The 12268-nt window shown below is 64.2% G+C and carries 12 protein-coding genes; 4 read left to right on the top strand and 8 right to left on the bottom strand.

Features of this window, described 5'->3' with window-relative positions; all coding sequences use genetic code 11:
* Positions 1-100 precede the first annotated feature (100 nt).
* Genes pyrF through D0Z70_RS04870 form a run of 6 tightly spaced genes read right to left on the bottom strand, consistent with a single transcriptional unit; the run spans position 101 to position 5403 of the window.
* A complete protein-coding gene (pyrF, locus tag D0Z70_RS04895; RefSeq protein ID WP_119744315.1) occupies positions 101-775 on the bottom strand; it encodes an orotidine-5'-phosphate decarboxylase in 675 nt (224 codons plus the stop codon).
* Complete coding sequence (locus D0Z70_RS04890) at positions 772-1122, bottom strand: LapA family protein (protein ID WP_119744441.1); 351 nt, start codon at positions 1120-1122, stop codon at positions 772-774. The genes pyrF and D0Z70_RS04890 overlap by 4 nt, the downstream gene beginning before the upstream one ends.
* Positions 1123-1155: 33 nt before the next feature.
* Positions 1156-2028 carry an aldose 1-epimerase gene (locus D0Z70_RS04885; RefSeq protein WP_119744314.1) on the bottom strand — a complete coding sequence of 291 codons (873 nt, stop codon included), beginning with the start codon at positions 2026-2028 and terminating at the stop codon, positions 1156-1158.
* Between the two features lie 17 nt (positions 2029-2045).
* Positions 2046-3458, bottom strand: coding sequence for a sugar porter family MFS transporter (locus tag D0Z70_RS04880; RefSeq protein ID WP_119744313.1), 1413 nt, complete (start codon positions 3456-3458; stop codon positions 2046-2048).
* A 53-nt stretch (positions 3459-3511) separates the two neighbouring features.
* Positions 3512-4270, bottom strand: coding sequence for a D-xylose 1-dehydrogenase (gene xylB, locus D0Z70_RS04875; protein WP_119744312.1), 759 nt, complete (start codon positions 4268-4270; stop codon positions 3512-3514).
* Entirely contained in the window at positions 4267-5403 is a 1137-nt protein-coding gene (locus D0Z70_RS04870) for a fumarylacetoacetate hydrolase family protein (RefSeq protein ID WP_119744440.1), read from the bottom strand. Before D0Z70_RS04870 ends, xylB begins: the two co-directional genes overlap by 4 nt.
* A 173-nt stretch (positions 5404-5576) precedes the next feature.
* On the opposite strand from D0Z70_RS04870, the gene D0Z70_RS04865 reads away from it, so the two are divergent.
* Complete coding sequence (locus tag D0Z70_RS04865) at positions 5577-5771, top strand: hypothetical protein (protein ID WP_119744439.1); 195 nt, start codon at positions 5577-5579, stop codon at positions 5769-5771.
* Between the two features lie 111 nt (positions 5772-5882).
* Here the strand turns inward: D0Z70_RS04865 and D0Z70_RS04860 are convergent, their stop codons facing one another.
* Positions 5883-6305 carry an EF-hand domain-containing protein gene (locus D0Z70_RS04860; RefSeq protein ID WP_119744311.1) on the bottom strand — a complete coding sequence of 141 codons (423 nt, stop codon included), beginning with the start codon at positions 6303-6305 and terminating at the stop codon, positions 5883-5885.
* 285 nt (positions 6306-6590) lie between these two features.
* Between D0Z70_RS04860 and purB the strand changes: the two genes are divergently transcribed.
* Complete coding sequence (purB, locus tag D0Z70_RS04855; RefSeq protein WP_119744438.1) at positions 6591-7907, top strand: adenylosuccinate lyase; 1317 nt, start codon at positions 6591-6593, stop codon at positions 7905-7907.
* Positions 7908-7998: 91 nt separating this feature from the next.
* Here the strand turns inward: purB and D0Z70_RS04845 are convergent, their stop codons facing one another.
* On the bottom strand, positions 7999-9072 hold the full coding sequence (locus D0Z70_RS04845; RefSeq protein ID WP_119744310.1) for a LacI family DNA-binding transcriptional regulator: 1074 nt from the start codon (positions 9070-9072) through the stop codon (positions 7999-8001).
* Positions 9073-9380: 308 nt separating this feature from the next.
* Between D0Z70_RS04845 and uxaC the strand changes: the two genes are divergently transcribed.
* Both uxaC and D0Z70_RS04835 read left to right on the top strand, forming a co-directional pair.
* Complete coding sequence (gene uxaC / locus D0Z70_RS04840) at positions 9381-10796, top strand: glucuronate isomerase (RefSeq protein ID WP_119744309.1); 1416 nt, start codon at positions 9381-9383, stop codon at positions 10794-10796.
* On the top strand, positions 10793-12262 hold the full coding sequence (locus D0Z70_RS04835; protein ID WP_119744308.1) for a mannitol dehydrogenase family protein: 1470 nt from the start codon (positions 10793-10795) through the stop codon (positions 12260-12262). Before uxaC ends, D0Z70_RS04835 begins: the two co-directional genes overlap by 4 nt.
* The last annotated feature ends 6 nt before the right edge of the window (positions 12263-12268 follow it).

Below are 12268 nucleotides of genomic sequence, written 5' to 3'. Positions count from 1 at the left end.
TGACGGAGGGGTGGTGTCCTCTCGTTGGGGCGACACCCCTCCGTCTGACCTGCGGCCAGACACCTCCCCTACAAGGGGAGGAATGAGCCTGGAACCCAGTTTACAGCGTCGCCTCAATCTCGCGCGCGGCCAGATCGGGATTTTCCGCTAGGCTGATCGGCCGTCCGACGACCAGGATGGACGCGCCGCGATCCAGCGCCTGTCGCGGCGTCACCGCGCGCTTCTGGTCGCCCATTGAGCCCCCTGCGGGTCGCACACCCGGCACGACGAAGAAGCCGTCCGACCAATGCTTCTTGACCATCGCGACTTCCTCGCCCGAACAGACGATCCCGTCCAGCCCGGCATTTTGCGCCAGATCGGCCAGCCGCCGCACCTGATCCTCTGCTTTGCCGCCCACGCCAATGTCGAGCAGGTCGGCATCGTCCAGGCTGGTCAGCACCGTCACCGCCACCACCTTGGTCTTGATGCCTGCCGCGGCCTTGGCATCCTCCAGCATCGCCCGCCCTCCCGCGGCATGGACGGTCAGGATCGCCGGTTCCAGCAGGTGCAGTGCCTGCACCGCCTTGGCCACCGTATTGGGAATGTCGTGCAGTTTCAGGTCGAGGAAGATCGGCAGGCCGAACTTCATCATCTCATGCACGCCATGATGACCATTGGCGCAGAAAAATTCGAGCCCCAGTTTCAGCCCGCCGACATGATGACGCACCTGCTGCGCCAGATTTTGCGCCTTGCCAAGGTCCGGCGTGTCGATCGCGACATAAAGGGGGCTGCTCATACGGGTCCTGTAGGGGTGAGAGGGGGCAGGGACGGGATGGAGACGTCAGGCGTGATGGGCGGATTGGTCAAGGGCTGGGTTGGGGGCGGCGGGGTGGCTGCCGCAGTGACGGCCAGCGCCCGCTCGGCGCTGTCCAGCCGCCGCTTCAATCGCCAGCGCGTCGCACGCGCCATGATCCAGAAGGGCAGCGCCCCCAGCAGAAATGCGCCGATCAGCAGCACCGGCAATTTGGTTTCCATCACCATGTCGCCCCACAGGCGGACGGTCACGGGCACATAATTCGCCATGCAGAAAAAGGCGAGGGCGACGGCGATCACGACCCAGAAGGCAGTCCGCAAAAATTGCATCGGCATGTCCTCTTGCTGCTCAACTAAGGCAGCTTAGGCGATCCCGTCGCTTTTCGGAAGCGTCTGATCGCTTTTGTCGATGGCGATCGTCATCGACAGTTGCGTGGAGGCGCCCGGTGCCAGCACGGCCATGCCGCCCGCCCGGTTTATCGCGTCGGGACAATGGCTGACCGGCTCGATGCAGAAGGTGACGGAATCGGGCGGGCGATAGACATGCAGCCAGTCCGCGCCGCTGGCAGTCAGGACGATGCGGGTGCCGTCGCCCCGCACGATCGTCGCGCGTCCGTCCCAGCCGGCATAGACATTGTCGATCAGTGTATCGCCGATCACTGCGGCCCCGCGCGACCAGTCGCCTAGCGTATCGGCAGTGACTTCCCGGTCGGGCAGCATGTCGGGCGTCGCAAGCCACAGGCTGGTCGCGGCGAACTGCAATTGCGTCCCGGCATCGGCCAGAAAATAGGGATGGAAACCCAGCCCTGCAGGCATCGCCGCGTCGCTCCGGTTAGTCAGCATCAGGCGCATGTCGATCGCGTCGGGCCGCACCTGCACATGCTGCTCGGCGCGATAGGCCCATGGCCAGTCCGCCCCGCCACCATGATCCTGCACCAGCCGCACAGCGTCCGCGCTCTGCGCTTCGACCTTCCAGGCGGCCTGCCATCCCGTGCCATGAATGCTGTGCGGATGATCGCCGAAATTGCGCGGCAATTGATAGTCACGTCCGGCAAAGGCAAAGCGCCCGTGCGCGATCCGGTTAGCATAGGGGACCAGCGGAAAACTGGCCATGCCCAGCGGATCGCGGCACTCCACCGGCGCGCGCCGCAGCACATCCGCACCGCCATGACGCAACCACAGCAGCGATCCGCGGCCAGCAGGGGAGAGCGCCGCTTCCAGCGCCCCCGCCCGCAACAGGACCGGCCCGCCGCTCAGCCGACCATATCCTCAAGCTCGCGGCCCTTGGTTTCCTGCACCATCTTGCGCACGAAAAAGTAGGAAATCGCCGCGAACAGCGCATAGCCGCTATAGGTCATGACCAGCCCCGGCGACACCGCCAGCGCGGGAAAGCTGACCGAGATCGCGGCATTGGCGATCCATTGGGCAAATCCCGCGACGGCCAGGCCCGATCCGCGAATCTGATTGGGGAACATCTCACCCAGCATCACCCACATGATCGGTCCCCAGCTCATGTTGAAAAAGATCACATAGAGATTGGCGGCGATCAGGGCGATCAGGCCATTATGCCCTGGCAGGCTGACCCCGCCATCCGCTCCGGTGACTGCGGTGGAGAAAGCATAGGCGACGATCGCCAGCGTCACCGCCATGCCCGCCGATCCAATCAGCAGCAGCGGCTTGCGGCCGATCCGGTCGATCAGCAGCATCGACCCCAGACAGGCACCAATCGACAGTACGCCCGACAATATGTTGATCTGCAACGCATTATCTTCGGAAAAGCCGACCGCTTCCCACAAGGTCGCGCCATAATAAAAGACGACATTGATGCCGACCAACTGTTGAAACACGGCCAGCCCAATGCCCGTCCATACGATCGGGCGAATCTTGCCGCTGCCCTTGTCGATCAGGTCGGACAGCTTGGGGCGATGATGATCGGCGGCCAAGCTGTCGCGTATCTCCATCACCTTGCGAGCGGCTTCCCGTGGGCCAAACAGGCGCGTCAGCACGGCTTCAGCTTCGGCATCGCGACCGCGCGCGACCAGATAGCGCGGGCTTTCCGGGATGAAGAGCAGGGCGACGAAATAGATCGCCGCCGGTATCGCCTGCAACCAGAACATCCAGCGCCATGCCGGATAATCCAGCCACAGCGGCGCGGTCGATCCGCCCGCATGGCGCGCCAGCACGAAATTGGCGACGAACGCGCCGGTCAGGCCGGAAATGATCATGACCTGCTGTATGCTCGACAGCCGCCCACGCACCGCCGCCGGGGTCACTTCGGAAATATAGACCGGCGAAATCACGCTGGCCGCGCCCACGCCCAGCCCGCCGATGATCCGTGCAAGGATGAAGATGGCCGACGACCCGGCGGCCCCCGCCAGCAACGCGCTGACCAGAAACAGGATGGCGGCCAGCATCATGACGCCGCGCCGCCCGATCATGTCGGCCATCCGCCCCGCACCAAAAGCACCGATGGACGACCCGACCAGAATAGCCCCGACATTGACGCCGATGCCCAGCTTGCCCAGGTCAAAGGCGCTTTCCAGCCCCTTTTGCGTGCCGTTGATGACCCCGCTGTCATAGCCGAACATGAACCCGCCAATCGTCGCCACCGCGACGATCGCGGCGATAAAGGCCATATTGACCTTCTCCGCGCTGCCCTCACTCATCCTCGTGCGTCCTCTCTGCTTTTATATCGTTGCGACAATCCAGTTATGCCGCGTCAGCGCCACCCGGCATCGATAAAATAATCATGGCCGGTGCAGTAACGCGCATCGTCTGACGCGAGGAACAGCGCCAGCGCAGCAACATCGACCGGCATGATCCGCCCGTCCAGGCATTGCGCCGCCACAATCTCGGCCTCGCCTTCGGGCGTGTACCATGTCATCTGGCGCGGAGTTTTGACATTGCCCGGAATGATCGTGTTGACGCGAATATTGTCGCGCCCCAGATCGCGGGCCAGACTGCGGGTCAGCCCCTCGATTGCGGCCTTGGCGGTCTGATACAGCACCAGATCGGGCAAGCCGAGATGCCAGCTGATCGACCCGAAATTCAGGATCACCCCGCTGCCTGCGCGTTTCATCGCCGGGATGGCGGCCTGTGCCGCAAAGAACAGGTGGCGCAGGTTCACCGCCATCCGCTCGTCCCAATAGGCCGGGGTGACATCGTCGATGCTGTGCCGGTCATCATTGGCGGCATTGTTGATCACTATGTCGATGCCACCCAGCTCTGCCTCGACCCGTCCGATCATCGCCTGCACAGCATCAATATCGCGCAGGTCGACATGGTGAAAGACCGGCGCGAAGGCAGCGCCGTCCAGCCGCGCGACCAGCGCCTCGCTTTCCGCCTGCGCAATATCGCAAAAGGCGACGCGCGCACCCTGCGCGACGAAGCCCTCGACCAATCCCTCGCCAATGCCGCTGCCACCGCCCGAAATGAACACCCGTTTGCCCGCCAGGCTGGGATAGATCGCCCGGCTCATGCCGCATCCGTCCCTGCCAGCAAGCCGCGCTGCGCCAGATTGGTTATCAGCGCGCTCAGCCCCCAGGTCCAGGGCGCGGCATCCTTCGACGTCACGACCCGGTTGACCAACCTGCCCAGACGCGGCGTCGCGATGGTGACGACATCACCAACTTTATGGGTAAAGCCGCGCCCCGGATCATCGCGATCCTGCACCGGCGCGAACAACGTCCCCAGGAACAGCGCGAACCCGTCGGGATATTGATGTTCGCTCAGCGTCTGGCGCACCAGTTCCAGCGGGTCGCGGCTGATCTGGTTCATGCTGCTGCGCCCCTCCAGCCGATAGCCTTCCGGTCCATCGATGGTCAGCCCCACCTCGGCATTGCGCACATCGTCGATCGTGAAGCTGTCGTCGAACAGGCGGATCAGCGGCCCCAGCGCGCAAGACGCATTATTATCCTTCGCCTTGCCCAGCAGCAGCGCGGATCGCCCCTCGAAATCGCGCAGATTGACGTCATTGCCCAGCGTCGCGCCGACTGCCGTGCCGCCCGCATCGACGATCAGCGCGATTTCCGGTTCTGGATTGTTCCAGGTCGAATCGGACCGGATGCCGATATCTGCGCCCGCCCCAACGGTCGCCAGCACCGGCGCCTTGGTGAACACCTCAGCATCCGGGCCGATCGCGACCTCCAGATATTGCGACCACAACCCATCCTCGATCAGCGCGGCCTTGAGCGCCGCCGCTTCGATCGATCCGGGGACGACCGCACGGATGGAGCCGCCGACCCGCTCCTCCAGTCGCCCGCGAATGGCCGCAGCCGCGTCCGAATCGCCGCGCGCCCGTTCCTCGATCACCCGCTCGATCGCCGACAGGGCGAAGGTCACGCCGCACGCCTTGACGCATTGCAGATCGACGGGGCTGAGCAGCGGCAGATCCAGCGCGTCGAGCGCGCCCAACGCTTCGCCTGCGTCCGGCGACAGCGGCAGCTTCTCGATCAGCTGCGCCACGGTCGGCGCAACCCGGCTCATATCATAGGCGATGCCCTGCGCCACCAGCAGCGGGCTTGGTCCTTCGGCGCGCAGGACGCGACCGATAAACAGGCCATCGCGCCAATCGGCGGGCAGGCAATCGGACAGGCTCATGTCCACCGGCATCATCAACTCCTGGCAGTTTATACTTGATAGCGTTACCAACAATGCCGATGCACGGAAGTCAAGGGGCAGGGCAGGGGGCAGTCCGCGCGCAGCGACAATTGCGACCGATGGTGGTCACAAAACTGCCTTTGATCTTTTCCCCGCCGCCGCTTTACGGCATAGCTGCTGATGTCATGAGCAAAATTGAAAAGACCGCGCCGGACACCGACGCCTCATCCGCCACTCCCGCAATACCCGCTGACGACAAGCGCGATCTTGCCAGCGCCGCCCGCAAATCCGCAGGCAAGGCCGCCTGGACCGGCGCAGCCGTCGGCATCGGATCGGCCGCGATCGTCGCGGCTTTGCTCTACACCCGCAAGCGCAGCTAAATTCCACCCATGCAAAAAGGGCGGCATGGCCTTCGCACCATACCGCCCATTCGCGCGACCCTTACGGGCTCTTCTTCTCCGTCCTTCGCGACGGGGAGAATGTGTGTCCGCTTATCCGGCGCCACCGCTCAGATAGGTGACCAGTTCCGGCTTGCTGACCGACACGCTCTTGTCGGCGTCCGCCGTGGTAAACGCGCCATTCGCCCAGGCTGTCACCTGCTCGGCAGGCAGCGTCTTGCCGGTCGCCTTCATTTCCTGATCCTTCAGCGCGACCATCCACTTGGAAAATTCGGACTGGTCGAGCTGGCCGTCGCTATTGGCGTCATAGGCCGGAAATTCGGTGTCGACGATCGACGCGACGGCATTGGTCGGGTTGGCGGGCGTCGCAGGCGTTGCCGCTTCCGGCGTAGCAGCCTGCGGTTCCGCTGGCGTTGCGGGCGCTGCGGGCGTCGCGCTTTGGGGCGTTGCAGTCTGCTGCGCCATGGCGGGGGCGGCGATGGCAAGGGCGGTCGTGACTAGAAGAGTACGGATCATGACAATCTCCTTGGTTACTTGAGCCGGAGCCATAAAAACTTGCTCTGTCCGGCGTTGAATGACGAAGGGATAATGACTGATAACCCGCCAAAGTTCCTGAATATCCGTTCATGTTCAACAGCTTGTCTTGGGAATCGGCTCGATTCGACTGTCGTTGCTGTTGCAAGTGCGACGAGTTGAGGCCTTTATCTTCATTTTCTTTGATGACATCGGCGCGATTTGCCCCGGCGCAAGGACGCTGCTAGGCGCGCGGCACCTTATCCCTCTCCTATGCAGGATTCGCCCATGGTCCCCCGCTATTCCCGTCCCGCAATGACCGCCCTCTGGGAACCGGAAGCCCGCTTCAAAATCTGGTTCGAGATTGAGGCGCACGCAACCGAAAAGCTGGGCGAGCTGGGCGTGGTGCCGCCATCGGCGGCCAAGGCGCTGTGGGATTGGTGGGCAACCAATCCGGCGATCGACGTCGCCGCGATCGACGCGATCGAGGCGGTCACCAAGCATGACGTCATCGCCTTCCTGACCTGGGTGGCCGAACAGGTGGGCGACGAAGCCCGCTTCATGCATCAGGGCATGACCAGCTCCGACGTTCTCGACACCTGCCTTGCAGTCCAGCTTGCCCGCGCGTCCGACATCCTGATCGAGGATCTCGACCAGCTGCTGGAGGTCATCAAGCGCCGCGCCTTTGAACATAAGCTGACGCCCACCATCGGCCGCAGCCATGGCATCCATGCCGAACCCGTCACCTTCGGCCTCAAAATGGCCGAAGCCTATGCCGAGTTCAGCCGCTGCAAGGCCCGCCTGATCGCCGCCCGCGCCGAAGTCGCGACATGCGCCATTTCCGGCGCGGTCGGCACCTTCGCCAATATCGACCCTGCCGTCGAAGAGCATGTCGCGGAGAAGCTGGGCCTCGCGATCGAGCCGGTCTCCACCCAGGTGATCCCGCGCGATCGCCACGCCATGTTCTTCGCGACGCTGGGCGTCATCGCCAGTTCCATCGAGCGCCTCGCCGTCGAGGTCCGCCACCTTCAGCGCACCGAAGTGCTGGAGGCGGAGGAATATTTCTCGCCCGGCCAGAAGGGGTCGTCGGCCATGCCGCACAAGCGCAACCCTGTGCTGACCGAAAACCTGACCGGCCTTGCCCGTGTCGTCCGCGCCGCGGTTGTTCCGGCGCTCGAAAATGTCGCCCTCTGGCACGAACGCGACATCAGCCATTCGTCGGTCGAGCGCTTCTTCGGCCCCGACGCGACCATCACGCTCGACTTCGCGCTGGGTCGCCTGACCGGCGTGATCGACAAGCTGCTCATCTATCCTGAGCGGATGATGAAGAATCTCGACAAGATGGGCGGCCTCGTCCACTCGCAGCGGGTGCTGCTGGCCCTCACCCAGGCGGGCGTCAGCCGGGAAGACAGCTATCGCTACGTTCAGCGCAACGCGATGAAGGTGTGGGAATCGGACGGCCAGCTATCGCTGCTGGAACTGCTCAAGGCCGACACTGACGTCACCGCCGCGCTGCCCGTCGCGGAGATTGAGGACAAGTTCAACCTCGATTATCATTTCAAGCAGGTCGACACCATCTTCCGCCGGGTGTTCGGCGAAGCGTAACAATCCAACATCCGTTCGTTTCGAGCGTGTCGAGAAACGTCTGGCACAGCGCTTTGCGTTTCTCGACTGCGCTCGAAACGAACGGATGTTGTTAAACTCCGCCCGCCTTCGGTCTCACCCGTGGCGGCGCATCCGATTGCCGCCGGATCAGTTGATGGTCCAGCACCAGATGCGCTGGGTCCGCCTCAACATTGCTTCGTTGCGCGCGCAGCATCCGCACCAGCACGTCCACCGCCGCGCGTGACATCGCGCTGATCGGCTGGCGTATCGTCGTCAGTTCGGGCCAGATCGTCGTCGCCAGCGACGTATCGTCAAAGCCGCATACGGTCAGGTCGCCCGGCACGTCCAGCCCGTTCCGATGGGCGATCGCCACCGTCGCCGCCGCCATATCATCATTGCTGGCAAAGACAGCAGTCGGCGGCTCCGCCAGCGCCAGTATCTGTTCGGCTGCATCCAGCCCGGACCGGTAGGTGAAATAGCCCTGCGCGATATAATCGTCCTGCATCGCGATGCCAGCATCGCCGAGCGCCGCGACATAGCCCTCCAGCCGCCGGGTGCTGGCGCTCTGGTTGGGATGGCCCTTGATAAAGCCGATGCGGCTATGGCCCAGCGCGATCAGGTGGCGGGTCATCTCATAGGCGGCCTGTCGATCGTCGATCCGCACCACGGCCAGATTGCCGCTCGATCGCCCGGTGGCAACGGCGACGGCAGCGATGTTGGCGGCGGCCAGAGCCTGCGCCATCGAATCCAGATCGCATAGCGGCGGCGGCAGCACCACCCCGTCGATCCGCCCGCGCAACAGATGGTCGATCACCGACTTGACGGACGTTTCCTCATCCCATTTCTCGACCACCAGATGCACACCGCTGCGGCTGGCCTGTTCCAGGCTGCCGACCAGAAATTCGCTCAGATAAGAAGCGGACGGATTGCTGTAGAGCAGGCCTATCCGCATTTCCTCACCGCCAGCCAGGCTGCGTGCCGCAGGGCTTGGCGCATAGTTGAGCGCTGCAATGGCAGCATCCACCATGGCGCGCGTCGTCGGGCGGACCACTTGCTTACCATTGATGACGCGGGACACGGTCATCGGCGACACACCGGCATGGCGCGCGACATCGTTGATCGTGGGTGCGTTGCGCTGGCGGCGCGAAGTGCGGCTGATACTCAACGGGTCGAACCTTGTTCTGTAAAATTCAAAGTCCGGGCGGTGCTAGCGCAAGCGGTGGGATATGGCGAACCGCAAAATGACAAAGTGTCGACCTCATGCATCCCAACCTTGCCCGACGAGTCCGGAATGGGAATCCAGGATGAATTTCACGCGATATCGATTCAGCCTCTCATGCCTCATTCCGCGACGAAATCTTGTGCTGAGCCGATCATATCGATCCAGTCGCACTTTGCACTATTCATCTGATCATTCCGCGCTATCAGGGCGTTGCCACCGCTGGCATAGCCAGCGTCGAAGGAGCCTGATTCTTGCCTAAACCCCTCACCCTGCACCCGGATCGCCTGTTCCCGGCCGAACCGCGCACCCGCGACATCGCCCGCGCGCTCTATGCCAGTGTCAAGGATCTGCCGATCGTCTCGCCCCATGGCCATACCGATCCGCGCTGGTTCGCCTATGACGAGCCTTTCGCCAATCCGGCGGAGTTGCTGATCGTGCCGGACCATTATGTGTTCCGTATGTTGTTCAGCCAGGGCGTCAAGCTGGAAGAGTTGGGCGTGCCGACCGTCGATGGCAGCCCCACCGCCAGCGACCCGCGCGCCATCTGGCACATCTTCGCCGCCAATTATCATCTGTTCCGCGGCACCCCGTCGCGCATGTGGCTCGACTGGGTGTTCGCCGAAGCGTTCGGCATTGACGTTCGGCTGGAGGCGGAGACCGCCGACCATTATTACGACATTATCGACGCCGCGCTCAAAACCCCGGCTTTCCGCCCGCGCGCCTTGTTCGATCGCTACAATATCGAAGTCATCGCCACGACCGAAGGTCCGCTCGACCCGCTCGACCATCACCGCGCGATCCGCGCGAGCGACTGGAACGGCAAGGTCGTCACCGCCTATCGCCCCGATCCGGTGCTGGACCCCGACGACCCCAAATTCATCGCCAATGTCCAGCGCTTCTGCGCCATTGCGGGCGAGGATGCCGCCAGTTTCGCAGGCTATCTGCGCGCCCATGAAAAGCGCCGCGCCGATTTCCGCGCGGCTGGCGCGACCTCGACCGATCATGGCCACCCCTCCGCCTTCACCGCCAATCTGCCCCGCGCGGAGATTGAGGCGCTCTATGTCAAAGTCACCAGCGGCCCGGTCAGCGCGGCGGACGCGGAACTGTTCCGCGGCCATATGCTCACCGAAATGGCGCGCATGTCGATCGCCGACGGCATGGTGATGCAGCTCCATCCCGGTGTCCACCGCAACCATAATGCCGCCGTGCTGGCGCGCTTTGGCAAGGATAAGGGCGCGGACATCCCGACCGCCGGGGAATTTGTAAAGGCGTTGAAGCCCCTGCTCGATCTCTACGGCACCGACCCGCGCCTGACGCTCATCCTCTTCACCCTGGACGAGGATGTCTATTCACGCGAACTCGCGCCGCTGGCGGGCCATTATCCCGCGCTCAAGCTTGGCCCGCCCTGGTGGTTCCATGACAGCCCCGAAGGGATGCGCCGCTTTCGCGAACGCGCGACCGAGACGGGCGGCTTCTACAACACGGTCGGCTTCAATGACGACACCCGCGCCTTCCTGTCGATCCCCGCGCGCCACGACGTCGCCCGCCGCATGGATTGCGGCTGGCTGGCACAACTGGTCGTCGAACATCGCATGGAAGAGGATGAAGCGTTCGAGGTCGCCCGCGCGCTGGCCTATGACCTCGTCAAGCAGGCCTACAAGCTGTGAGCCGTCTTTCCAGCCAGACACTCGCCAGTCTGCCCGCCGACGTCATCCGCCCCGGCTATGACCGTGCGCAGGTGAAGGCAGGCGTCGTCCATCTGGGCATCGGTGCCTTCCACCGTGCGCATCAGGCGGTGGTGTTCGATAATACCCTGAACGCAGGCGACCTGCGCTGGGGCATCATCGCCGCCTCGCTCCGTTCGCCGTCGGTGCGTGACCAGATGGTGCCGCAGGACGGCCTCTACACCATGCTGGTGCGCGATGGCGGATCGGAGCAGGCGCGCATCATCGGCGCGGTGCAGGCCGTCATCGTCGCCCCGCAAGACCCGCAGGCGCTCATCGCCGCGCTGGCCTCGCCCGACACCCATATCGTGACGCTCACCATCACCGAGAAGGGCTATAAGCTCGACCCGGCGACCGGCGCGCTGATCGGGGATGATGCGCAACTCGCCGCCGATCTCGTCTCACTCGACACCCCCCAGACCGCGCCCGGCTATCTCGTTGCTGCCTTGGCCCGACGCAAAGCGGCGGGGCTTGCCCCCTTCACCGCGATCAGCTGCGACAATCTCCCCCATAATGGCACGCGCCTGCGCAACGCCGTGCTGGCGCTTGCCCGCCGCCATGACGCCATGCTGGCCGACTGGATCGCGGCGGAGGGCGCTTTCCCCGAAACCATGGTGGACCGCATCGTCCCCGCCACCACGCCCGACGATATCGCCGACCTGACCGCGCGCCTGGATGTCGAGGATCAGGCGATGGTCAAGACCGAACCCTTCATCCAATGGGTGATCGAGGACAGGTTCTGCGGCCCGCGCCCCGATTTCGGCGCAGGGGTTCAGATCACCGCCGCCGTCGCCCCATGGGAAGAAGCCAAGCTCCGCCTGCTCAACGGCGCGCATAGCGGCATCGCCTATCTGGGCGGCCTCGCGGCGATCGACCATGTCCATGACGTCCTTGCTCTGCCCGAAGCGCGTATCTTCGTCGAAGCGCTGTGGGACGAAGCGGAAACCACCCTGTCGCCCCCGGCGGAACTGAACGTCGCCGCCTATCGCCGCGCATTGATGGCCCGGTTCGACAATCCGACGCTCCGCCACCGCACCCGCCAGATCGCGATGGACGGATCCCAGAAACTGCCCCAGCGCCTGCTAGCCACCATCGCCGCGCGACTGGAGGCGGGGCAGGGGATCGACGCGCTTTCGCTGGCGGTCGCGGCATGGGTCCGCTGGCAGGCCGGACAGGATGATCTGGGTCAGCCCTATATCGTGGACGATCCGCTGGCGACGCCCATCGCCGCAACACTCGGCACGGCGACCACGACGCAGGAGCGGGTCGCTGCCATCCTCGCCTTCGACGCTGTCGTTCCGCCCGCCCTGGGCGCGAACCCGCTATTCCGCACCGCGCTGATCCGCTGGCTGACCATGCTCGAAACAGATGGCGCCCGCGCCGCGCTCGCCACCTTCCGCCCAAACTGACGCGGC

The sequence above is a fragment of the Sphingobium terrigena genome (genome assembly GCF_003591655.1).
In the GTDB taxonomy this organism is placed as follows: domain Bacteria; phylum Pseudomonadota; class Alphaproteobacteria; order Sphingomonadales; family Sphingomonadaceae; genus Sphingobium; species Sphingobium terrigena.
The sequence above is the reverse complement of the archived record's forward strand: the minus strand, read 5'-3'. Positions and strand labels throughout refer to the sequence as shown.